The organism is Pseudomonas sp. C2B4 (assembly GCF_013359695.1).
Lineage (GTDB): Bacteria > Pseudomonadota > Gammaproteobacteria > Pseudomonadales > Pseudomonadaceae > Aquipseudomonas.
In genome coordinates, this window is the sequence record NZ_JABFMU010000006.1 from 44,257 (window position 1) to 65,738 (window position 21,482).

The 21,482-nt window shown below is 60.2% G+C and carries 21 protein-coding genes; 4 read left to right on the plus strand and 17 right to left on the minus strand.

The genetic code is table 11. The features are described 5' to 3' along the window. Window positions 1-91: 91 nt before the first annotated feature. From HNQ83_RS06815 to ccoN (HNQ83_RS06870), 12 genes are all read right to left on the minus strand, one after another. Window positions 92-631, minus strand: a complete 540-nt coding sequence (locus HNQ83_RS06815) for a FixH family protein (protein WP_175388249.1) — start codon at window positions 629-631, stop codon at window positions 92-94. An 11-nt stretch (window positions 632-642) separates the two neighbouring features. Then, complete coding sequence (gene ccoG, locus HNQ83_RS06820; protein ID WP_175388250.1) at window positions 643-2,058, minus strand: cytochrome c oxidase accessory protein CcoG; 1,416 nt, start codon at window positions 2,056-2,058, stop codon at window positions 643-645. A 206-nt stretch (window positions 2,059-2,264) separates the two neighbouring features. Beyond that, entirely contained in the window at window positions 2,265-2,675 is a 411-nt protein-coding gene (locus tag HNQ83_RS06825; RefSeq protein WP_175388251.1) for a type II toxin-antitoxin system VapC family toxin, read from the minus strand. After that, entirely contained in the window at window positions 2,675-2,929 is a 255-nt protein-coding gene (locus HNQ83_RS06830; RefSeq protein ID WP_175388365.1) for a type II toxin-antitoxin system Phd/YefM family antitoxin, read from the minus strand. Before HNQ83_RS06830 ends, HNQ83_RS06825 begins: the two co-directional genes overlap by 1 nt. 164 nt (window positions 2,930-3,093) lie before the next feature. Continuing rightward, complete coding sequence (gene ccoP, locus HNQ83_RS06835) at window positions 3,094-4,077, minus strand: cytochrome-c oxidase, cbb3-type subunit III (protein ID WP_175388252.1); 984 nt, start codon at window positions 4,075-4,077, stop codon at window positions 3,094-3,096. Next, complete coding sequence (locus HNQ83_RS06840; protein ID WP_003175465.1) at window positions 4,074-4,259, minus strand: CcoQ/FixQ family Cbb3-type cytochrome c oxidase assembly chaperone; 186 nt, start codon at window positions 4,257-4,259, stop codon at window positions 4,074-4,076. The genes ccoP (HNQ83_RS06835) and HNQ83_RS06840 overlap by 4 nt, the downstream gene beginning before the upstream one ends. 5 nt (window positions 4,260-4,264) lie before the next feature. Continuing rightward, window positions 4,265-4,873: a cytochrome-c oxidase, cbb3-type subunit II gene (gene ccoO / locus HNQ83_RS06845; protein WP_175388253.1), complete on the minus strand. Its 609-nt coding sequence runs from the start codon at window positions 4,871-4,873 to the stop codon at window positions 4,265-4,267. Beyond that, window positions 4,873-6,315, minus strand: coding sequence for a cytochrome-c oxidase, cbb3-type subunit I (ccoN, locus tag HNQ83_RS06850; protein ID WP_175388254.1), 1,443 nt, complete (start codon window positions 6,313-6,315; stop codon window positions 4,873-4,875). Before ccoN (HNQ83_RS06850) ends, ccoO (HNQ83_RS06845) begins: the two co-directional genes overlap by 1 nt. Window positions 6,316-6,797: 482 nt before the next feature. Continuing rightward, window positions 6,798-7,751: a cytochrome-c oxidase, cbb3-type subunit III gene (gene ccoP / locus HNQ83_RS06855; protein ID WP_175388255.1), complete on the minus strand. Its 954-nt coding sequence runs from the start codon at window positions 7,749-7,751 to the stop codon at window positions 6,798-6,800. Continuing rightward, entirely contained in the window at window positions 7,748-7,951 is a 204-nt protein-coding gene (locus HNQ83_RS06860; protein WP_175388256.1) for a cbb3-type cytochrome c oxidase subunit 3, read from the minus strand. The genes ccoP (HNQ83_RS06855) and HNQ83_RS06860 overlap by 4 nt, the downstream gene beginning before the upstream one ends. 3 nt (window positions 7,952-7,954) lie before the next feature. Further along, the gene (gene ccoO / locus HNQ83_RS06865) at window positions 7,955-8,563 is read right to left on the minus strand and encodes a cytochrome-c oxidase, cbb3-type subunit II (protein ID WP_175388257.1); all 609 of its coding nucleotides are present in this window, start codon (window positions 8,561-8,563) and stop codon (window positions 7,955-7,957) included. 10 nt (window positions 8,564-8,573) lie between these two features. Next, a complete protein-coding gene (ccoN, locus tag HNQ83_RS06870; RefSeq protein ID WP_175388258.1) occupies window positions 8,574-9,998 on the minus strand; it encodes a cytochrome-c oxidase, cbb3-type subunit I in 1,425 nt (474 codons plus the stop codon). Between the two features lie 94 nt (window positions 9,999-10,092). Between ccoN (HNQ83_RS06870) and HNQ83_RS06875 the strand changes: the two genes are divergently transcribed. After that, on the plus strand, window positions 10,093-10,770 hold the full coding sequence (locus tag HNQ83_RS06875) for an alpha/beta family hydrolase (RefSeq protein ID WP_175388259.1): 678 nt from the start codon (window positions 10,093-10,095) through the stop codon (window positions 10,768-10,770). Between the two features lie 204 nt (window positions 10,771-10,974). Here HNQ83_RS06875 and HNQ83_RS06880 read toward each other — a convergent pair whose 3' ends face one another. From HNQ83_RS06880 to acnA, 3 genes are all read right to left on the minus strand, one after another. Then, window positions 10,975-12,540 (minus strand): PAS domain-containing methyl-accepting chemotaxis protein, encoded by a 1,566-nt coding sequence (locus HNQ83_RS06880; protein ID WP_175388260.1) that lies wholly within the window; start codon window positions 12,538-12,540, stop codon window positions 10,975-10,977. 104 nt (window positions 12,541-12,644) lie between these two features. Next, window positions 12,645-13,436 (minus strand): CPBP family intramembrane glutamic endopeptidase, encoded by a 792-nt coding sequence (locus HNQ83_RS06885; protein ID WP_175388261.1) that lies wholly within the window; start codon window positions 13,434-13,436, stop codon window positions 12,645-12,647. A 259-nt stretch (window positions 13,437-13,695) separates the two neighbouring features. Next, window positions 13,696-16,437: an aconitate hydratase AcnA gene (acnA, locus tag HNQ83_RS06890; RefSeq protein ID WP_175388262.1), complete on the minus strand. Its 2,742-nt coding sequence runs from the start codon at window positions 16,435-16,437 to the stop codon at window positions 13,696-13,698. Window positions 16,438-16,658: 221 nt separating this feature from the next. Here acnA and rlmM point away from each other — a divergent pair, with 221 nt between their 5' ends. Both rlmM and tusA read left to right on the plus strand, forming a co-directional pair. After that, complete coding sequence (gene rlmM, locus HNQ83_RS06895; RefSeq protein ID WP_175388263.1) at window positions 16,659-17,732, plus strand: 23S rRNA (cytidine(2498)-2'-O)-methyltransferase RlmM; 1,074 nt, start codon at window positions 16,659-16,661, stop codon at window positions 17,730-17,732. A 176-nt stretch (window positions 17,733-17,908) separates the two neighbouring features. Next, on the plus strand, window positions 17,909-18,160 hold the full coding sequence (tusA, locus tag HNQ83_RS06900; protein ID WP_095197341.1) for a sulfurtransferase TusA: 252 nt from the start codon (window positions 17,909-17,911) through the stop codon (window positions 18,158-18,160). A 128-nt stretch (window positions 18,161-18,288) separates the two neighbouring features. On the opposite strand, the gene HNQ83_RS06905 is transcribed toward tusA, so the two are convergent. Then, window positions 18,289-19,689: an MATE family efflux transporter gene (locus HNQ83_RS06905; RefSeq protein ID WP_175388264.1), complete on the minus strand. Its 1,401-nt coding sequence runs from the start codon at window positions 19,687-19,689 to the stop codon at window positions 18,289-18,291. A 254-nt stretch (window positions 19,690-19,943) separates the two neighbouring features. On the opposite strand from HNQ83_RS06905, the gene pdxB reads away from it, so the two are divergent. Then, complete coding sequence (gene pdxB / locus HNQ83_RS06910) at window positions 19,944-21,086, plus strand: 4-phosphoerythronate dehydrogenase PdxB (RefSeq protein ID WP_175388265.1); 1,143 nt, start codon at window positions 19,944-19,946, stop codon at window positions 21,084-21,086. 160 nt (window positions 21,087-21,246) lie between these two features. Here the strand turns inward: pdxB and HNQ83_RS06915 are convergent, their stop codons facing one another. Further along, window positions 21,247-21,426 (minus strand): PA1571 family protein, encoded by a 180-nt coding sequence (locus tag HNQ83_RS06915; protein WP_137808440.1) that lies wholly within the window; start codon window positions 21,424-21,426, stop codon window positions 21,247-21,249. Window positions 21,427-21,482 lie beyond the last annotated feature (56 nt).

Sequence of the window (21,482 nt, forward strand, 5' to 3'; positions counted from 1 at the left end):
TTTCGCGAGCAGGCTCGCTCCCACAATGGACCGGTGTACACGGATCAAGTGTGGGAGCGAGCCTGCTCGCGAATGCGCAAAGCGCAGTTTTTTACTTTTTCAGGTCTTCCGCACCCTGCAACGGCTCATCACCCAGCAGCAGATCCTTGTCATGGTTGACCGATTCTTCCTCGAACATGCGCCAGACGTGGTCGTCCTGGCTGCCCAGCAACTCGACAAAACGGCGGCCTTCGATCTTGTCGCTCAACTGGCCGATGTAGCGCCCCTGTTCGGTTTCGCTGCGGGTCAGGACGATCTTGCGGTCTTTTTCCGGTTGTGTCGGTGAGATCAGGTTCAGCTCAAGGGTTTTCGGTTGGCTGTTGCCGCTCAGGCGCAGGTCGACTTCGCCGGTCACGTCGTCCAGATGCACGCTGGCGCGCATCAGCAGGGTCTGCGCGAGCAGCTCACGGTCCAGGGAGCGGTTGATGCCTTTGCCGGCCTCGTAATAGTTGTCGTTGACCAGGTTGTCCGGGTTATTCACCGCGATGGTCACCATGGACAAGGTCAGGGTCACCGAGCAGGCCAGGATCCCGATGATGATCCATGGCCAAAGGTGCTTGTACCAGGGACTTGCGGCAGTTGCTGCGGGCATGATCACTTCTCTCAACGGTTTTGTGGGCCGATGAATCGGCTCTTGGCTTCAACGTGAATGCTGGCGTCATCGGCATCCTTGAGGATGAATTTCACCTCGTTGGTGCTCGATGGCAGGTGTTCCGGGGCCACGGACAGTTCGGCCGGCTGGCTGACGATATCGCCGGCCGCGACCTTGATCTCACGCCGGCCTTGCAGCTTGAGGTCCGGCAGGCCGGTGGCTTCAAGTACATAGGTATGGTCGCGCTGATCCTTGTTCATGATCTTCAGGCTGTAGACGTTTTCGATCCGGCCCTCGGCGTTTTCGCGATACAGCACGCGGTCTTTGCTGACGTCGAAACCCACCAGGGAACGCATGAAGAACGCGGTCACCAGCAGGCTGATCATTGCCAGCAACACCACGGCATAGCCAATCAGGCGTGGACGCAGTTTATGGGTTTTCTGGCCGGACAGGTTGTGTTCGGTGGTGTAGCTGATCAGGCCGCGCGGGTATTCCATCTTGTCCATGATGGCGTCGCAGGCATCGATGCAGGCGGCGCAGCCGATGCATTCGATTTGCAGGCCGTCGCGAATGTCGATGCCGGTCGGGCAGACCTGAACGCACATGGTGCAGTCGATGCAGTCACCCAGGCCCTGGGCCTTGTAATCGATGCCTTTCTTGCGCGGACCGCGGCCTTCGCCACGGCGCGGGTCGTAGGACACGATCAGGGTGTCCTTGTCGAACATCACACTCTGGAAGCGCGCATACGGGCACATGTAGATGCACACCTGCTCGCGCAACCAGCCGGCGTTGCCATAGGTGGCGAGGGTGAAGAAACCGACCCAGAAGTACGACCAGCCATCGGCCTCGCCGGTGAAGAAGTCGATGGTCAATTCACGGATTGGTGAGAAGTAGCCGACGAAGGTCATGCCGGTCACGAAACCGATCAACAGCCACATGGTGTGCTTGCTGAACTTGCGCAGGAATTTGTTGGCGCTCATCGGCGCCTTGTCGAGCTTGATGCGTTGGTTGCGGTCGCCTTCGGTGACCTTTTCGCACCACATGAAGATCCAGGTCCAGACGCTTTGCGGACAGGTATAACCACACCAGACCCGGCCTGCGTACACGGTGATGAAGAACAGGCCGAACGCCGCGATGATCAGCATGCCGGACAGCAGGATGAAGTCCTGAGGCCAGAAGGTCGCGCCGAAGATGAAGAACTTACGTTCCGGCAGATTCCACCAAACAGCCTGGTGACCGCCCCAGTTCAGCCACACCGTGCCGAAATACAGCAGGAACAACACGGCGCCGCCGGCCATTCGCAGGTTGCGGAAAATGCCGGTGAAGGCGCGGGTGTAGATCTTTTCTCGAGAGGCGTAGAGGTCGACGCTGTTGCTCCCGCTTTTGGCGGGCGGGGTAACGTCGTGTACCGGAATCTGGTTGCTCATCGGTTGCATCCCACGGCAGTGGAAAAATGCCTCGGTCAGTACGTGCCGACCGGGGTCAAAAAGGGGTGTTGCAGTGGCTCAATGATACGCCTGTCGCTCTAGCTCAAGGGTGCGACCTTTGGTCACGTTGGTGGAAATCAACTGACCGTGTAATGACCTGTATCAATTGACTTGTGAATTATGGACGGTTTTGTGGGTGTCGACAGTCAGTCGCCCCATGGGTTAATCAACTGCACACCACTGGATTGAAAATCTCTGACGTTCCGAGTAACGACGGTCAAGCCATGAACCAGTGCCGTAGCAGCAATCAACGCATCTGCTTCGTTGGCGCGATCCGGAACATGCAAGCTGGCGCATCGAAGGGCCACGGCAGCATCGATTGGCAGAATTCGGGCATCGAAAGCCGGTAAGACGTGGCGCTTGAGCCAGGTACGCAATACCTTTCCCTGGATCGGATCACGACGTTCCATGCGTAGAACCCCGGTCTCCAATTCCTTCAAGGTAATGGCCGAAATGAACATGTGGGGGGCGGTGGTACTTTTGGCCCAGGCGACAACGTTCGCATCAGCCTGGGGTTTGCGCAGTTCAGAAATCACGTTGGTATCGAGAAGAAACATCAAGACAAATCCACGGGACGATGAGTGATCACGGCACGCTCGGTTTCGAACTCGATCTCTGCCGCTTCTGGCATTACCAGCAAGTCGACGATGTTGGCGCTGATGCCGGTCAGTTTTTGGTAATCCTCAATGCTTAGCAGCACATGGGCAGGTTTGCCTCGGTCGGTGATAAAAACCGGCCCCTGACGCGTGGCTTTTTTGGCACCGCTTGTGTCCTGATTGAATTCACGGCTGGAAATGGTGGTGATGGCCATCATGTGTGACCCTCCTGAATGCTCTAATGTAGAAACGTTACTACTTGCTTGCTTGGCTCGCAACGTTGCCGTGCGAATGCTCGACCGGCGGTCGTTATTTGATCGATCAAAAAAAAGGCCCTGTCAGATGACAGGGCCTTTTTGGGTTGCTTCAAGCGTTTGCCTTACTGAGCATTTTCCGCCGGAGCCTTCTCACCGTGAGACAGGCTGTAGACGTAAGCGGCCAGCAGGTGAACCTTGTCGTTACCCTGCATTTGCTCTTGCGCAGGCATCTGGCCCTGACGGCCGTAACGGATGGTCTGCTGCAATTGAGCGAAGCTCGAACCGTAGATGAACGCGGCCGGGTGGGTCAGGTTTGGCGCGCCCATGGCCGGGGTGCCTTTGCCTTCCGGACCGTGGCAGGCCACGCAGTTGGCAGCGAACAGTTTCTGGCCGGCAACCGGGTCAGCCTTGGCGCCTTCCGGCAGCTTGCGGCCATCGAGGTTGGTCAGCACGAACGCAGCAACGTCCGCAACGCCTTGCTCGCCGATCACTTCAGCCCACGCCGGCATGACCGCGTGACGACCGCCCATGATGGTGGTCTTGATAGCTGCCGGTTCGCCGCCCCAGCGCCAGTCAGCGTCGGTCAGGTTAGGGAAGCCATAGGCGCCTTTGGCGTCAGAGCCGTGGCAGACCGAGCAGTTGGAGGCGAACAGGCGGCCACCCATCTTCAGGGCTTGCGGGTCCTTGGCGACTTCTTCGATCGGCATGGCAGCGAATTTGGCGAAGATCGGACCGAACTTGGCGTCCGAACGTGCCATTTCCTTTTCCCACTCGTGAACGCCGGTCCAGCCGGTCTGGCCGTTGGCGAACGCGGTCTGCTTCTCGTTATCCAGGTAGTTGTAACCTGGCAGCAAGCCTTTCCAGTTACCCAGGCCCGGGTACAGCACCAGGTAGCCCAGGGCGAAAATGATGGTGCCCACGAACAGCATGAACCACCATTTCGGCAGCGGGTTATCGTATTCCTCGATCCCGTCGAAGGAATGTCCAACCGTCTCATCGGTGGCTTCGGTGCGCTGGCCCTTGCGGGTCGACAGCAACAGCCAGGTCAGGGAAAAGATCGTACCGAGACTGAGGACTGTGACGTACAGACTCCAGAATGTAGTCATTCTTTGTTACTCCTAGAAGCTTGCTCGACGTGCTTGATGGCTTCGGGATCATCCGCGAAAGGCAGCAAGGTCGCGTCTTCAAACTCCGACTTGCGCTTGGGGCTGAATACCCACAAGGCCAGACCGATGAAGGCCACCATGACAACAACGGTGCCCAGGCCACGAATCATCCCGATATCCATTTAGATCACCGTTTGCTTTTGATGATGGTGCCCAGGCCTTGAAGATAGGCCACCAGCGCGTCCATTTCGGTTTTGCCCTTCACAGCATCCCTGGCGCCGGCGATGTCTTCGTCGGTGTAAGGGACGCCGAGCGTGCGCAAGACTTCCATTTTCTTGGCGGTGTCTTTGCCGTCGAGCTTGTTTTCCACGAGGAACGGGTAGGCCGGCATTTTCGACTCGGGCACTACGTTGCGCGGGTTGTACAAGTGCGCACGTTGCCAGTCATCGGAGTACCGTCCGCCGACACGGGCCAGGTCCGGACCGGTACGCTTGGAACCCCACAGGAACGGGTGATCCCAGACGCTTTCACCGGCGACCGAGTAGTGGCCGTAACGTTCGGTTTCAGCACGGAACGGGCGAATCATCTGCGAGTGGCAGCTGACACAGCCGTTGGCGATGTAGATGTCGCGGCCTTCCAGTTCAAGGGCGGAGCGAGGCTTCATGCCTTCGACCGGCTTGTTGGTGACGTCCTGGAAAAACAGCGGAACGATCTGGGTCAGGCCGCCAACGCTGACGGCGATAACCATGAAGAAGGCCAGCAGGCCAATGTTCTTCTCGACTGCTTCATGCTTCATCAGTGAGCTCCAACTACAGCAATCTGTTCGGCGGCTTTGGCTTCAGCCGGGTTCGAGGCGCGTACGGTACGGAACACGTTGTAAGCCATGAACAGCATGCCGGCGGCGAAGAACGCACCGCCCAGGGCGCGGACGATGAAACCAGGGTGGCTGGCTTGCAGCGCTTCGACGAACGAGTAGGTGAGGGTGCCGTCATCGTTGATCGCACGCCACATCAGGCCCTGGGTGATGCCGTTGACCCACATCGAAGCGATGTACAGCACGGTACCGATGGTAGCGAGCCAGAAGTGCGTGTTGATCAGGCCGATGCTGTGCATCTGCGCACGACCGAACAGTTTCGGGATCATGTGGTAGATCGCACCGATGGAAATCATCGCTACCCAGCCCAGGGCGCCGGCGTGTACGTGGCCGATGGTCCAGTCGGTGTAGTGCGACAGCGAGTTCACGGTCTTGATCGCCATCATCGGACCTTCGAAGGTCGACATGCCGTAGAAGGCCAGGGAGACGACCAGGAAGCGCAGGATCGGGTCGGTGCGCAGCTTATGCCAGGCGCCCGACAGGGTCATCATGCCGTTGATCATGCCGCCCCAGCTCGGAGCCAGCAGGATGATCGACATTGCCATGCCCAGCGATTGTGCCCAATCCGGCAGCGCGGTGTAGTGCAGGTGGTGCGGACCGGCCCAGATGTACAGGGTGATCAGCGCCCAGAAGTGCACGATGGACAGGCGATAGGAGTAGATCGGACGTTCGGCCTGTTTCGGCACGAAGTAATACATCATCCCCAGGAAGCCGGTGGTCAGGAAGAAGCCCACGGCGTTGTGGCCGTACCACCACTGGATCATGGCGTCGGTCGCGCCCGAGTAGGCCGAATAGGACTTGAAGAGGCTGACCGGCAGGGAAGCGTGGTTGACGATGTGCAGCATCGCAGTCACCACGATGAAGGCACCGTAGAACCAGTTGCCCACATAGATGTGCTTGGTCTTGCGCTTGACGATGGTGCCGAAGAACACCAGACCGTAGGTGACCCAGACGATGGCCAGCAGAATAGCGATAGGCCATTCCAGCTCCGCGTATTCCTTGGTGGTGGTGTAACCCAACGGCAAGGTAATACCGGCGGCGACGATCACCGCTTGCCAACCCCAGAAGGTGAAGGCGGCGAGGCTGTCGGAAATCAGTCGCGTTTGGCAGGTTCGCTGCACGACGTAATAAGAAGTGGCAAACAGTGCACATCCACCGAAGGCGAAAATCACCAGGTTGGTGTGCAACGGGCGCAGGCGTCCAAAGCTCGTCCAGGGCAGACCGAAGTTCAATTCCGGCCAGACCAGTTGAGAGGCGATGAAGACACCGAGCCCCATGCCAAGGATCCCCCAGACCACCGTCATGATGGCGAACTGGCGGACTACCTTATAGTTATAAGCAGTCGGACTGATTGCTGTGCTCATTCTAAGGTTCCACGGTTTGGGTGTTTTATTAGGATTAAAAATCGGCCGCAAGTATGTAGAAAGCGTAGGGTCATTGCAACGCGCCATGACCTGGGTCAATGCTTTCAAATGCTGATTCTGCGGCCTTTCCATGCGCCGCGTAGGGACAAAATTGTCCGCGGACAAAACGTCCCGGTGGACTGATCAGGCGAGGGGGTCAGGTCGGATGTAACGGGGTGTGTTCAAACGCAACGATTGGGTGACCGAAGGCAATTGGCGCGACAGCCGGTATCTACCAGCCTTTGCGGCCTGTCATCGGGCAGATTCGTCGAACACATCGTTCAGGGTCGACCTGGAACCGGCGCTGGCCAGTCCGCATCGGGGGAAGCTTAGACCCGAATCAGGGGAACCGAAAGGCGGACTATCGAAGGGTGCGACAATGGGTCGCAAAGGGGGAGGGAACTGCCGCATCCCGGAGAATGCGGCAGCAGAGCGGTCGAGAATTACTGTTTTTTGCCTTCAGCCTGCAAACGCTCTGTATTCAGGCCGTGGGATAGGCTGTACACATAAGCCGCGAGCAGTTGCACCTTGTCGTTGCCGAGCAGTTCGCTTTGTGCCGGCATATGGCCCTGGCGGCCATGACGGATGGTCTGCTGTAGTTGCGCCAGGCTTGTACCGTAGATAAAGCCGGCCGGGTGCGTCAGGTTCGGCGCGCCCATGGCTTCAGTGCCCTGGCCGTTTGCCCCATGACAGGCTACGCACGTGGTGCTGAACGCTTGCTGTCCGGCTTTCACATCGGCCGTGCTGTCGGCTGGCAGCGGCAGGCCAGCCAGTTCATGGCGTACGTAAGCTGCCACGTTTTTCACGCCGTCCTCACCCAGGATTTCACCCCAGGCCGGCATCGCCGCCATACGACCACCCATAATGGTGGTTTTGATGGTTTCGGCGTTGCCGCCCCAGCGCCAGTCGCTGTCGGTCAGGTTGGGGAAGCCGAACGCACCCTTGGCATCCGAGCCGTGGCACACCGAGCAGTTGGAGGCGAACAGGCGGCCGCCCATTTTCAGCGCTTGTGGATCCTTGGCCACTTCTTCCAGCGGCATGGCGGCGAATTTGGCGAAGATCGGCCCGAACTTCGCGTCGGCCTTGTCCATCTCCTTTTCCCATTCGTGTACGCCGGTCCAGCCATTGTCGTAGCCAGGCAGGATGCCTTTCCAGTTGCCCAGGCCCGGATAGAGAATCAGGTAGCCGACGGCAAACACCAGGGTGCCGGCGAACAGCATGAACCACCATTGCGGCAACGGATTGTCGTACTCCTCGATGCCGTCGAAGCTGTGGCCCATGGTCTGGTCGACGCTGCCCTTGGTTTCGCCCCGGCGGGTGGCGATCAGCAGCCAGGTCAGGCCGATCAGGCTGCCGATGGTCAGTACGCAGATCCACGTACTCCAGAAGGTGGTCATGGCCGGGTACTCCTTGCGGCGGATTCTTGTTTAGCGTTGTTTTCGGATGGCGGCTCGTCGGCGAACGGCAGCAGGCGAGCTTCGGCGAACTCCGGGCCGCGCTTGCTGTTGAATACCCACAGGGTCAGGCCGACAAAGGCCACGAACACCACGACCGTGCCCAGGCCGCGGATCATTCCAGTGCTGATTTCAAAGACCATAAGTCACCTTTTGCTCTTGATGGCAGTGCCGAGCACTTGCAGGTAGGCGACTAGTGCGTCCATCTCGGTCTTGCCCTTGAGTGACGCGACGCTGCCTGCGATGTCGTCGTCGGTGTAGGGCACGCCCAGTGTGCGCATGGCTTTGAGCTTGGTTTCGGTGTGGCTGCTATCCAGCGCGTTCGCCACCAGCCATGGGTAGGCTGGCATCTTCGATTCCGGCACCACGTTGCGCGGGTTGTATAAGTGCGCCCGGTGCCAGTCATCCGAGTAGCGCGCGCCAACCCGGGCCAGGTCCGGTCCGGTACGCTTGGAGCCCCACAGGAACGGGTGATCCCAGACGCTTTCACCAGCAACCGAGTAATGGCCGTAGCGTTCGGTCTCGGCGCGGAACGGACGGATCATCTGCGAGTGACAGCCGACGCAGCCTTCACGGATATAGATGTCACGACCTTCGAGCTGCAGTGCGGTGTAGGGCTTCATGCCTTCCACCGGCTTATTGGTCACGTCCTGGAAGAACAGCGGGACGATCTGGGTCAGGCCGCCGATGCTCACGGCGAGCACCATCAGAATCAGGAGCAGGCCGACGTTTTTCTCAATTGTTTCGTGTTTCATGGCGGACTCCTCAGGCCATCTGCGCGGCAGCGGCGACTTCGGCAGGCTGCGAGGCCCGCACGGTGCGCCAGGTGTTGTAAGCCATCAGCAACATGCCGCTGAGGAAGACTGCCCCGCCAATCAGTCGCACGATGAAGCCTGGGTGGCTGGCCACCAGGGTTTCGACGAAGGAGTAAGTCAGCGTGCCGTCCTCGTTCACCGCGCGCCACATCAGGCCCTGGGCGATGCCGTTGACCCACATCGAGGCGATGTACAGCACGGTGCCGATGGTGGCGAGCCAGAAGTGCGCGTTGATCAGGCCGATGCTGTGCATCTGCTCGCGTCCGAAGACTTTCGGAATCATGTGGTACAGCGCGCCGATGGAAATCATCGCTACCCAACCGAGCGCGCCGGCGTGTACGTGGCCAATGGTCCAGTCGGTGTAGTGGGAGAGGGCGTTGACGGTCTTGATCGCCATCATCGGACCTTCGAAGGTCGACATGCCGTAGAACGCCAGGGACACCACAAGGAAGCGCAGGATCGGATCGCTGCGCAACTTATGCCAGGCGCCCGACAGGGTCATCATGCCGTTGATCATGCCGCCCCAGCTCGGCGCCAGCAGGATCAGCGACATCACCATGCCCAGCGACTGCGCCCAGTCCGGCAGTGCGGTGTAGTGCAGGTGGTGCGGACCGGCCCAGATGTACAGGGTGATCAGCGCCCAGAAGTGCACGATCGACAGGCGATAGGAATACACCGGACGTTCTGCCTGCTTCGGCACGAAGTAATACATCATCCCCAGGAAGCCGGCGGTGAGGAAAAAGCCCACGGCGTTGTGGCCGTACCACCACTGCACCATCGCATCGGTGGCACCGGAGTACAGCGAGTAGGACTTGGTGAAACTCACCGGCAGTTCAAGGTTGTTGACGATGTGCAGGATCGCAACGGTGATGATGAACCCGCCGAAGAACCAGTTGCCGACATAGATGTGCTTGGTCTTGCGCTTCATCACCGTGCCGAAGAACACGATGGCGTAGGCGACCCAGACGATGGTGATCAGGATGTCGATCGGCCATTCCAGCTCGGCGTATTCCTTGGAACTGGTGTAGCCCAGTGGCAGGCTGATGGCCGCCAATAGAATCACCAGTTGCCAGCCCCAGAAGCAGAACGCGGCGATTTTCGGCGCAAACAGCTGTGTCTGGCAGGTGCGTTGCACCGAGTAGAACGAACTGGCGAACAAGGCGCAGCCGCCAAAGGCGAAGATCACCGCATTGGTGTGCAGCGGGCGCAAACGCCCGAAACTGGTCCACGGCAAGTTGAAGTTGAGTTCGGGCCAGACCAACTGGGCAGCGAGAAAAACCCCGAGCCCCATGCCGACGATGCCCCACACCACCGTCATAATGGCGAATTGGCGGACCACCTTATAGTTGTAGGCGGTACTGATAGAAGTGTTCATGGTTCCCCATCCACGGTTCAGCCGAAGTGGGCGCGCAGCGTTTGGCAACGTCCCCTTCGTCTGGAGTTATAGGCAGACTAAATGCGAGGCAAGCATGGACAAACGGCACAAGGCCGGTATTGACGGGGATCAATGGGCGCAGTGCGTGCAGGATCATGGATGGCTGTGGAATGCGGCCATGGTGCCTGCGTCGGCGACGCTGATCCTCGCCCATGGCGCCGGTGCGCCGATGGACAGCGACTGGATGACCGACATGGCCACACGCCTCGCGGCGCTTGGCGTCAACGTGCTGCGTTTCGAGTTTCCGTACATGGCGCAACGACGTGTCGATGGCGGCAAGCGACCACCCAATCCCGCACCGAAGCTGCTGGAATGCTGGCGTGAGGTGTATGCCGAGGTGCGACGTCATGTCGCTGGGCCCTTGGCCATCGGCGGCAAATCCATGGGCGGGCGGATGGCCAGTCTGCTCGCCGATGAACTGGGTGCGGATGCACTGGTGTGCCTGGGTTATCCGTTCTATGCCGTGGGCAAACCGGAGAAACCGCGGGTCGAGCACCTGGCGGGACTGAAGACGCGAACGTTGATCGTGCAGGGGGAGCGGGATGCGTTGGGCAGTCGTGAGGCGGTCGAGGGCTACGACCTGTCAGCGAGCATCGAGGTGTATTGGCTGGTGGCGGGGGATCATGATTTGAAGCCGTTGAAGGCTTCGGGGTTTAGCCATGAGCAGCATTTGGCGGCTGCGGCGGAGAAGGTTGCAGCCTTTCTCCTTTGAGATTTACTGTGCCTTCCAAGGCCTCTTCGCGAGCAGGCTCGCTCCCACAGTTGATCTTGGTCTGACACAAAGTCTGCTCCCACAGCAGATCCATTGTGGGAGCGAGCCTGCTCGCGAAGAGGTCCGAACAGGCGACATCACCTTTAAGTAGCAATAAAAAACCCGGAGGCTTTCACCGTCCGGGTTTTGTATTTCCAGCATCAATCAGCGATTGAACCGCTCCACCAACGAATACTGGGTATTCGCGGTTTTGGTCAGCTCTTCACTCAGCAGGGCAGAGTTCTGCGCTTGTTCCGAAGTCTGGTCGGCCAGTTCGGAAATGTTGCTGATGTTGCGACTGATTTCTTCAGCCACGGCGCTTTGCTCTTCGGTCGCGGCAGCGATCTGGGTGGTCATGTCGGTAATGTTGGCCACCGCTTCGCTGATTCCCACCAGGGCCTGATCCGCTTCCAGTACCCGTGCCACGCCTTCTTCGGCCTGGCGATGCCCGGCTTCCATGGTTTGCACGGCAGTGCCGGCGGTCTGTTGCAACTTGGCGATCAGGGCGTGGATCTGTCCGGTGGATTCGCTGGTACGTTGTGCCAGCTGCCGTACTTCATCCGCCACCACCGCAAAGCCACGACCCATCTCACCGGCGCGGGCCGCTTCGATGGCCGCGTTCAAGGCCAGCAAGTTGGTCTGGTCGGCAATGCCCTTGATCACGTCGACCACGCCGCCGATTTCATCACTGTCCTTGGCCAGTTGGGTCACGGTCAGGCCCGTTTCCCCGACCGCCACCGAAAGACGCTGAATCGCTTCGCGGGTTTCCCCGGCAATGTCGCGGCCACGGCTGGTCAGGCGATTGGCTTCCTGGGTCGCATCGGCGGTGCGCTGCACATGACTGGCCACTTCCTGCGTGGTCGCGGCCATCTGATTGACCGCGGTGGCGACTTGCTCGGTTTCGACACGCTGACGTTCGAGTCCGGAGGAGCTGTTATGCGCCAGGGCGTCGGATTGCTTCGCTTGGTCGGTCAGGTGCTCGGCGGTGTCCTGCAGGCGGGTCAGGCAGGTCCTCAGGCGTGCTTCCTGGCTGAGGAGCGACATCTCCAGGCGTGCCTGCGTTCCGCGACTGTCGGTGTACATCTGCGCGATCAACGGATCGGAGGTGGTCTGTTCAGCCAGGCGCAACAAACGCTTGATGCCGCGCTGTTGCCAGCTCAGCCCCATCAGGCCCAGCGGCACCGACAGGCCGGCGGCCAGGGCAAATCCCCAATGGGAGTTGAGCGAGGCGCCGATCATGAAGCTCAACTGGCTGACCAGAATGAACGGCAACCAATCCTGCAGGATCGGCAGCCATTTATTACTGGCAGGAATGGCCGGCTTGCCCTGGTTGATACGTTGGTAGAGCGCTTCGGCGCGGCTGATCTGTTCGGCGGTGGGTTTGACCCGCACCGACTCGTAACCGATCACCTGATTACCTTCGAAGACCGGCGTCACATAGGCGTTAACCCAGTAGTGATCCCCGGTCTTGCAACGATTCTTGACAATGCCCATCCATGGCAAGCCTTGTTTCAATGTGCCCCACATGTGCGCGAACACCGCGGCGGGAACGTCGGGATGACGCACCAGGTTATGCGGTGCACGGATCAGTTCCTCACGAGAATACCCGCTGATCTCGACGAAGGCGTCGTTGCAGTAGGTAATCACGCCCTTGGCATCGGTGGTGGAGATCAACCGTTGCTGAGCCGGGAAGGTCCGCTCGCGTTGTGTAGTTGGCTGGTTATTACGCATGGCTTTTTAATCCGCAAGGCTTTCAAGTGCTGTATCGGCCTGTTTTGCGATTTGTTGAGATTATTTTTCGATTATCAGTGGCGCGTCGCAAAATGCCCCTTGTCTCAGCCGGCAAGCATCGGATAGGTGAACAGGCCGAAGTGCAGCAGATTCAGACCGAAGTGGCAGGCGATGGCCGCAGCCAATCCGCCGAAGCGGTAGGCCAGGCCATAACCGATCCCGGCCAGGCTCGCGAGCAACACCCATTGCCAGCCAGCGCCGATGTGCGCCAGGCCGAACAACAGCGAAGCGATCAGCAGGGCGAGGTTTTCACCGTAAGGCAGGCGCTTAAGTCGTCGGCTCAGACCGCCCTGGATGTAGCCGCGAAACAACGCTTCTTCGACCAGCGTCACCAGCAGCAGATTGTTGATCAGCCACAACCCGGCGTGCTCGGGCCATTTCGGTGCCCAACCGATGACGCCCATCAACAGCGCGCCGCCCAGGGCCAGCACAGCGCTCAGGGCCAGTGCCAGGAGGGTTGCAGTCAGGAACAGCCGCAGCGAGCGCCGGCGGACAATCCACGGACAGACCAGCAGCAACCAGAAACCAATCAGGGGTTTGTCCAGATTCAAGTACATGGAAAACGGCACGGCATCGTCGGTGAAACGCTGTGGGGCAATGGCGCGGCCGTTGTAGAAGCCAGGCAGCCAGTGAGTCGCCAGCGCCAGGGCCAGGATGATGAACAGACCGTGGCCGAGGTAGCGGCCGAGCGGCAGCTGTCGTTGGCGAACGGCGAAACCGGCGATCAATAGCAACGCAACGGAGAGGGTGGCGAACCCGCCAAGGTGACCGTAGGCGAGCGCCATGCCGTAGCCGAGGGAGAGGAGGGACAGGCAGGTCCATGGCAGAGCGGGCATTGAATGTCCTTGTTTGAATTTTTGCGGGCGGCCTCGGCCGCCCATTGTGGGAGCGGTCCGACTCCGGGCGGCGCTCCGACGAAGGCGGTGTGTCAGGCGACAAGAATGTTGAATGTGCTGGCCTCTTCGCGAGCAGGCTCGCTCCCACAATGGGGCATGGGGCCTTGCATGATGCTGTGAGCATGAGGCGATCGATTGTAGAAGGTGAATGCCACAAACAAAAACACCGCCCGAAGGCGGTGTCGTTGTCAGCGTCAAATTACGAAGCAATCAACTGCCGCAACACGTAATGCAAAATCCCTCCCGATTTGAAGTACTCCACCTCATTGAGCGTGTCGATCCGGCATAGCACTTCGACTTTCTCCCGAGTGCCGTTTTCGCGGGTGATGATCAACGTAAGATTCATCCGTGGCGTCAGTTCGACACCACTCAAACCGAGGATCTCCAGGGTTTCAGTGCCTTTCAGATTCAGGCTTTTGCGATTCTGATCGAGTTTGAACTGCAGCGGCAGCACGCCCATGCCCACCAGGTTGGAGCGGTGAATCCGTTCGAAACTTTCGGCAATGACCGCTTTGACGCCCAGCAGATTGGTGCCCTTGGCCGCCCAGTCGCGGCTCGATCCGGTGCCGTATTCCTGTCCGGCGATGACCACCAGCGGTGTGCCCGCGGCTTGGTAACGCATGGCCGCGTCGTAGATCGCCAACTTCTCCCCGGTCGGAATGTAGAGGGTATTGCCGCCTTCTTCGCCGCCGAGCATTTCGTTGCGAATGCGGATGTTGGCGAAGGTGCCGCGCATCATCACTTCGTGGTTGCCGCGTCGCGAGCCGTAAGAGTTGAAGTCCCGGGGTTCCACGCCTTTCTCGCGCAAGTAGCGGCCCGCCGGGCTGTCGGCCTTGATGTTGCCGGCGGGGGAGATGTGGTCGGTGGTCACCGAATCGCCAAGCAGTGCAAGAATGCGGGCACCGTTCACATCCTTGACCACCGGCGGCGGCCCGCCAATGTCATCGAAGAACGGTGGATGCTGGATGTAGGTCGAATCGGCCTGCCAGACATAGGTGGCCGCTTGCGGCACTGCGATGGCCTGCCACTGCTCGTCACCGGCAAACACTTCGGCGTACTCCTTGTGGAACATCGCGGTATTGACCTGTTCCACGGCGTCGGCGATTTCCCGGCTGCTCGGCCAGATGTCCCGCAGGTAAACCAGTTTTCCATTCTGGTCTTCCCCCAAAGGCTCGCGGCTGAGGTCGATGCGCACGGTGCCGGCCAGGGCATAAGCCACCACCAGCGGCGGCGAAGCCAGCCAGTTGGTTTTCACCAGCGGATGGACCCGGCCCTCGAAGTTGCGGTTGCCCGACAGCACGGACGCCACGGTCAGATCGGCTTTCTGGATGGCTTTCTCGATCGGCTCCGGCAACGGCCCGGAGTTGCCGATGCAAGTGGTGCAGCCATAACCGACCAGGGCAAATCCAAGTTCATCGAGGTACTGCGTCAGCCCAGCCGCCTTATAGTAGTCGGTGACCACTTTCGAGCCGGGGGCCAGCGAGCTTTTCACCCAGGGTTTGCGGCGCAAGCCTTTTTCCACGGCTTTCTTCGCCACCAGGCCGGCGGCCATCATCACGCTCGGGTTGGACGTGTTGGTGCAGGACGTGATCGCGGCAATCACCACCGCGCCGTTTTTCAGGCGAACCGTTTGCCCTTCGAACTCGTAGTCCACTTCACCGGCCAGATCGGCGTTTCCCACCGCAACACCGCCGCCGCCCTCGCTTTCCAGACGACCTTCTTCCTTGCTGGTGGGCTTGACTTGCAGGCCGATGAAGTCGCTGAACGCTTGCGCGACATCCGACAGCGACACCCGGTCCTGCGGGCGTTTCGGCCCGGCGAGGCTGGCTTCGACGCTGGCCATGTCCAGCGCCAGGCTGTCGGTGAACACCGGTTCCTTGCCCGGCAGGCGCCACAGGCCTTGCGCCTTGCTGTAGGCCTCGACCAGTTTCACGGTGTCGAGGGGGCGACCCGACAGGCGTAAGTAGTCCAGGGTCACGTCGTCCACCGGGAAGAAGCCGCAGGTGGCGCCGTATTCCGGGGCCATGTTGGCGATGGTCGCACGGTCCGCGAGCGGCAGATCGGCGAGGCCGTCGCCATAGAACTCGACGAATTTGCCGACCACGCCTTTCTTGCGCAGCATCTGGGTGACGGTGAGCACCAGGTCGGTGGCGGTGATGCCTTCCTTTAATTTGCCGGTGAGCTTGAAGCCGATCACTTCCGGGATCAGCATCGACACCGGTTGGCCGAGCATTGCCGCTTCCGCTTCGATGCCGCCGACCCCCCAGCCGAGGACGCCGAGGCCATTGATCATGGTGGTGTGGGAGTCGGTGCCGACCAAGGTGTCCGGGAAGGCGTAGGTGCGGCCGTCCTCGTCCTTGGTCCAGACCGTCCGTCCCAGGTATTCGAGGTTCACCTGGTGACAGATCCCGGTGCCCGGCGGCACCACGCTGAAATTATCGAAGGCATTCTGGCCCCAACGCAGGAACGCGTAGCGCTCGCCATTGCGCTGCATTTCGATGTCGACGTTCTGTTCGAAGGCGCTGCTGGTGGCGAACTTGTCGACCATGACCGAGTGATCGATCACCAGATCCACCGGCGACAGCGGATTGATCCGCTGCGGGTTGCCGCCGGCCTTGGCCATCGCTGCACGCATGGCGGCCAGGTCGACCACGGCCGGCACGCCGGTGAAGTCCTGCATCAGCACCCGCGCCGGGCGGTACTGGATTTCGCGATCGGAGCGGCGTTCCTTGAGCCAGGCGGCAATCGCCTTGAGATCGGCGCCGGTGACGGTTTTTGCGTCTTCCCAGCGCAGCAGGTTTTCCAGCAGCACTTTCAACGACATCGGCAACTTGTCGAGATCGCCCAGACTTTTGGCGGCATCCGGCAGGCTGAAGTAGTGGTAGGTCTTGTCGGCGACTTGCAGGGTTTTAAGGGTGTTCAAGCTATCGAGAGACGGCATTACGATCACTCCTTTAAGTCCGCACGGCTACGGACTGGGCGAACGGGCAGAGCATTAAAACTAGCCCTGTTTTAGGTAGCTGGCTAATAACTGGACTCTATGGGTAAGTCCGAGGTTCCGAAGTCAGCTATCATGCGCCGGTTTTCGTGACAGGCTTTGCTCCAGCGCAAGTCTGGGCATCGCGCAGTGGCGAATTTCTCGCCATCTGCCCAGGAGTAAGAATGAACACCCTCTTTATGCATTGCCGGCCAGGCTTCGAAGGCGAAGTCTGTTCCGAGATTTCCGACCTCGCCGCACGGCTGAACGTGGCCGGTTATGCCAAGGCCAAGACCGCCAGCGCCTGCGCCGAGTTTGTCTGCACTGAAGAAGACGGCGCCGAACGTCTGATGCGCGGCCAGCGCTTCGATCAGTTGATTTTCCCGCGCCAATGGGCTCGGGGCATCTTCATCGATCTGCCGGAAACCGATCGCATCAGCGTGATCCTCGCGCACCTGGCGGATTTCCCGACCTGCGGCAGCCTGTGGCTGGAAGTGGTCGACACCAATGATGGCAAAGAGCTTTCGAACTTCTGCAAGAAATTCGAAGGCCCGCTGCGCAAGGCCTTGGCCGGTGCTGGCAAACTGGTGGACGACGCCAGCAAGCCGCGTTTGCTGCTGACCTTCAAGAGCGGTCGCGAAGTGTTCGTCGGGCTGGCGGAATCGAACAACTCGGCCATGTGGCCGATGGGCATTCCGCGTCTGAAATTTCCCCGCGAGGCGCCCAGCCGCTCGACCCTGAAGCTGGAAGAGGCCTGGCACCATTTCATCCCGCGCGAGCAGTGGGACGAGCGCCTGCACAGCGACATGACCGGCGTCGACCTCGGTGCAGCGCCCGGTGGCTGGACCTGGCAACTGGTCAATCGCGGCATGCTGGTGACCGCCATCGACAACGGTCCGATGGCCGAAAGCCTGATGGACACCGGTCTGGTTCAACACCTGATGGCCGACGGCTTCACCTTCAAGCCCAAGCAGCCGGTGGACTGGATGGTCTGCGACATCGTCGAGAAACCGGCGCGCAATGCCGCGATGCTGGAAGAGTGGATTGGCGAAGGGCATTGCCGCGAAGCGGTGGTCAACCTCAAGTTGCCGATGAAACAGCGTTACGCCGAAGTCAAACGCCTGTTGGAGCGTATCGCCGACGGCTTCAAGGCGCGGGGCATTCGCGTGGAGATCGGTTGCAAGCAGCTGTACCACGACCGGGAAGAAGTGACCTGCCATTTGCGTCGATTGGACGTAAAGAAGCCCAAGTCCCGCTGAGTACACATAACCTGTGGGAGCGGGCTTGCCCGCGATGAAGGCGGCACATTCAACATAGATGTGCCTGACAGTCCGCCATCGCGGGCAAGCCCGCTCCCACAGGGGGCGGCGTAATGTCACAGATGACCGAACACCCGGCAATGCGCGACAATGCTGGCAAGTTTCAGGAGTGAATCATGAGCGAAATGACTGATACGCCGGTTGACGGCACCCTCGACGCAACCGGCCTCAATTGCCCGGAGCCCGTGATGATGCTGCACCAGCACATCCGTGACCTGGTGCCTGGCGGCCTGCTCAAGGTCATCGCCACCGACCCGTCGACCCGCCGCGACATCCCCAAGTTCTGTGTGTTTCTCGACCACGAACTGGTGGCGCAGCACGAAGATGCCGGCACCTACCTGTACTGGATTCGCAAGAAGTCCGGTTAACGACAATTCAAAACAGGTGGGAGCGAGCCTGCTCGCGAATGCGGTCTGTCAATCAACAGTGATGGTGTCTGACATGGCCACTTCGCGAGCAGGCTCGCTCCCACAGTTTTTTGCCTGGTAATTGAGTCTCAACCGACCGAACGGCTGATGCGTATCCGTTTGCGTGCACTGCGCGTCAGGCGGATCGACAGCATCAGCGCCGCGCAGCTCAGGCCTGCGATCAGGCCTTCCCACAGCCCGCTCGGGCCGCTGGCCGGGCCGAACCAATCGGTCAGCCCCAGCACATAACCCACCGGCAGACCGATGCCCCAGTAGGCGAACAGCGTCAGGATCATCGTCACCCGAGTGTCCTGATAGCCGCGCAGCGCGCCGGCGCAAATCACCTGGATGGCATCGGAGAACTGATACAGCGCGGCATAGACGATCAACATCGACGCAATCTGGATCACCGTCTTGTCGGGCGTGTAGATCGAAGCGATAGGTTCGCGCAGCAACATGATCAGGCTGGCCGAGAACGCAGCAAACACCAGTGCCGCACCCAGTCCGACCTTTGCCGCAAAGCGCGCCTGATAGGGGTTGCCCGCGCCCAGCGCCTGACCGACCCTGACCGTCACCGCCATCCCCAGGGAATAAGGAATCATGAACAGCAGCGAGCTGATGTTCAGGGCTATCTGGTGCCCGGCCACTACGGTAGAGCCGAGGCTGCCAATCAACAGTGCGATCACCGCGAAGATGCTGGATTCGGCGAACACCGCGATACCGATCGGCAGGCCGATGCCCACCAGGCGCTTGATCACCGTCCATTGCGGGCGGTCAAAACGAGCCAGCACACGGGTGCGGGCATAGAAGGGCGCCCAGCAGGTCCAGCCGGCCATGCTCAATGCCATGAACCACATCACGATACCGCTGGCCCAGCCACAACCGACGCCGCCCAGGGCTGGCATGCCGAAATGGCCATAGATCAGCGCATAGTTCAGCGGGATGTTCAGCAGCAGTCCGCACAGGCCGATGACCATGCTCGGCCGGGTGCGGCCCATGCCGTCGCTGTAGCAGCGCAGTACGTAATAGAAAGCAATGCCGGGCAAACCGAAGGCGATGCCGTGCAGGTAGCCCATGCTCGGTTCGATCAACTGTGGGTCGACTTTCATCCAATGCAGGATCGGCTCGGCGCTGAGCAGCAAGCCGCTGCCGATCAGCCCGACACACAACGCCAGCCACAAGGCCTGGCGCACCAGGGGACCGATTTCATCAAGCTGTGCAGCGCCGAAGCGCTGGGCAACCTTGGGTGTGGTGGCCAGCAAAACGCCGGACATCAACAGGTAAACCGGAATCCAGATCGAGTTGCCCAGGGCCACCGAGGCCAGGTCCCGTGGGCTGACACGGCCAGCCATGACGGCATCGACGAAGCCCATGGCCGTGGTGGCCAGTTGCGCGATCATGATTGGCAGCGCCAGCCCGAGCAGGCCCTTGAGTTCTTGGCGAACCGGGGTCGTGCGTGGGGCGGCGGTAGTGTCAGTTACGGAATTCACAAGCGTAGCGTCCAGAGGTTTTGATGCGCAGGACCGCGCATTCTACGCGTTGACGTATCGGTCAGGAAAAGACTGTGTTGGGGATTTGTAATCGGTGCCGATGGTGGACGAGATCCTGTGGGAGCGAGCAAGTCGAATCGTCGCACCGCCGCTCCCACAAATTGATCGGGTTATTCATCTTCGAGGTGAGCAAAGCTTGCTGGCCCATCAACGGCATCTCCGCCTACACTGCCAACCCGCCAAAGGAGCCTGCCATGCTGATTGTTGCCGACGAAAATATCCCTCTGCTCGATGCCTTCTTCGAAAGTTTCGGTGAAATCCGCCGGGTACCGGGGCGTTCCATCGACCGAGCCGCCGTCGAACAGGCCGATGTGCTGCTGGTGCGATCGGTGACCAACGTCAACCGCGCGCTGCTTGAAGGCAGCAAGGTGAAGTTTGTCGGCACCTGCACCATCGGCACTGATCACCTGGACCTGGATTACTTTCAGCAGGCCGGCATCACCTGGTCCAGCGCACCGGGCTGCAATGCCCGGGGCGTGGTCGACTATGTGCTCGGCAGTCTGCTGACCCTGGCCGAAATCGAAGGCGTCGACCTGACCCAGCGTACTTACGGCGTCGTGGGAGCCGGTGAGGTCGGCGGGCGACTGGTCAAGGTCCTGCAGGGGCTGGGCTGGAAGGTATTGGTCTGCGATCCGCCACGGCACGCTTTCGAGGGTGGGGATTTCGTCAGTCTGGAAGAGATCATCGAACAGTGCGACGTGATCAGCCTGCACACGCCGTTGAACAAGCGCGGCAATCAGCCGACCTGGCATCTGTTCGATGAAAAACGCCTGAAGAAACTCAAGCACGGCACCTGGCTGATCAACGCCAGTCGCGGTCCGGTGGTCAATAACGCTGCATTGCGCGATGTATTGCTCGAGCGTGAAGATTTGCAAGCAGTGCTGGACGTCTGGGAGGGCGAGCCGGAAGTCGATGTGGCGCTGGCCGAACTCTGTGTGCTGGCGACGCCGCACATTGCCGGGTACAGCCTGGATGGCAAGCTGCGTGGCACAGCGCAGATCTATCAGGCGTATTGCGATTTCGTCGGCCAGCCGGCCCGGGTCGGTTTGAGCGATGTGCTGCCGTCGCCCTGGTTGTCGCAAGTGACCTTGCAGGCTGAAAGCGATCCGGCCTGGGCGCTGGCAATGTTGTGCCGTGGCGTGTACGACCCGCGCCGTGACGATGCGGATTTCCGTCGCAGCCTGGTAGGCAGTGTGAGTGAGCAGCGGGCGGCGTTCGATGCGTTGCGCAAGAACTATCCGTCGCGGCGCGAGATCGATGGGTTGCAGGTGCGGATTGATGGGGATGCGCCGGCATTACGGCAGATAGTGGCGGCGTTGGGGGCTTCGTCTGTCTAGTAACTGAGTTGGCCCCTTCGCGAGCAGGCTCGCTCCCACATTAGGGCTGTGGCGCTCCTGTGGGAGCGAGCCTGCTCGCGAATGACCGCACCGCTGTTTCCGGATAAACACCCATAAAAAACCCGGCCATCAGGGCCGGGTCAAGAAGACGGTGGCTATATCACTTTTGTTCGGCAGGCTTGACCAATCGTTTCTCCAGGTCGCGGCAAGCTTCCTGGATCATGTCTTCAGTGATCGGTACTTCGCGGCCCTTTTCATCGACAATCGAGCAACCCAGAGACTCATCTCGCTTCGGGCGGATCACTGGAACGGTGACATCGCTGCTGTTTTGCAAGGACATGGCCTGTCTCCTCATCAGGTTGTGTGCTTACTGTAGAACCGCCAGGTGACCGGGCT

Excerpts from the sequence above, each read along its gene's own strand:
- ccoN (WP_175388254.1), bottom strand. The coding sequence starts at position 6,315 with ATGAGCACAGCAATCAGTCCGACTGCTTATAACTATAAGGTAGTCCGC.
- HNQ83_RS06830 (WP_175388365.1), bottom strand. The coding sequence starts at position 2,929 with ATGGCCATCACCACCATTTCCAGCCGTGAATTCAATCAGGACACAAGC.
- pdxB (WP_175388265.1), top strand. The coding sequence starts at position 19,944 with ATGCTGATTGTTGCCGACGAAAATATCCCTCTGCTCGATGCCTTCTTC.
- HNQ83_RS06815 (WP_175388249.1), bottom strand. The coding sequence starts at position 631 with ATGCCCGCAGCAACTGCCGCAAGTCCCTGGTACAAGCACCTTTGGCCA.
- rlmM (WP_175388263.1), top strand. The coding sequence starts at position 16,659 with ATGAACACCCTCTTTATGCATTGCCGGCCAGGCTTCGAAGGCGAAGTC.
- ccoN (WP_175388258.1), bottom strand. The coding sequence starts at position 9,998 with ATGAACACTTCTATCAGTACCGCCTACAACTATAAGGTGGTCCGCCAA.
- ccoG (WP_175388250.1), bottom strand. The coding sequence starts at position 2,058 with ATGAGCAACCAGATTCCGGTACACGACGTTACCCCGCCCGCCAAAAGC.
- HNQ83_RS06915 (WP_137808440.1), bottom strand. The coding sequence starts at position 21,426 with ATGTCCTTGCAAAACAGCAGCGATGTCACCGTTCCAGTGATCCGCCCG.
- HNQ83_RS06880 (WP_175388260.1), bottom strand. The coding sequence starts at position 12,540 with ATGCGTAATAACCAGCCAACTACACAACGCGAGCGGACCTTCCCGGCT.
- HNQ83_RS06825 (WP_175388251.1), bottom strand. The coding sequence starts at position 2,675 with ATGTTTCTTCTCGATACCAACGTGATTTCTGAACTGCGCAAACCCCAG.
- tusA (WP_095197341.1), top strand. The coding sequence starts at position 17,909 with ATGAGCGAAATGACTGATACGCCGGTTGACGGCACCCTCGACGCAACC.
- acnA (WP_175388262.1), bottom strand. The coding sequence starts at position 16,437 with ATGCCGTCTCTCGATAGCTTGAACACCCTTAAAACCCTGCAAGTCGCC.
- ccoP (WP_175388255.1), bottom strand. The coding sequence starts at position 7,751 with ATGACCACCTTCTGGAGTACGTGGATCTGCGTACTGACCATCGGCAGC.
- HNQ83_RS06840 (WP_003175465.1), bottom strand. The coding sequence starts at position 4,259 with ATGGATATCGGGATGATTCGTGGCCTGGGCACCGTTGTTGTCATGGTG.
- ccoO (WP_175388253.1), bottom strand. The coding sequence starts at position 4,873 with ATGAAGCATGAAGCAGTCGAGAAGAACATTGGCCTGCTGGCCTTCTTC.
- ccoO (WP_175388257.1), bottom strand. The coding sequence starts at position 8,563 with ATGAAACACGAAACAATTGAGAAAAACGTCGGCCTGCTCCTGATTCTG.
- HNQ83_RS06875 (WP_175388259.1), top strand. The coding sequence starts at position 10,093 with ATGGACAAACGGCACAAGGCCGGTATTGACGGGGATCAATGGGCGCAG.
- HNQ83_RS06860 (WP_175388256.1), bottom strand. The coding sequence starts at position 7,951 with ATGGTCTTTGAAATCAGCACTGGAATGATCCGCGGCCTGGGCACGGTC.
- HNQ83_RS06885 (WP_175388261.1), bottom strand. The coding sequence starts at position 13,436 with ATGCCCGCTCTGCCATGGACCTGCCTGTCCCTCCTCTCCCTCGGCTAC.
- ccoP (WP_175388252.1), bottom strand. The coding sequence starts at position 4,077 with ATGACTACATTCTGGAGTCTGTACGTCACAGTCCTCAGTCTCGGTACG.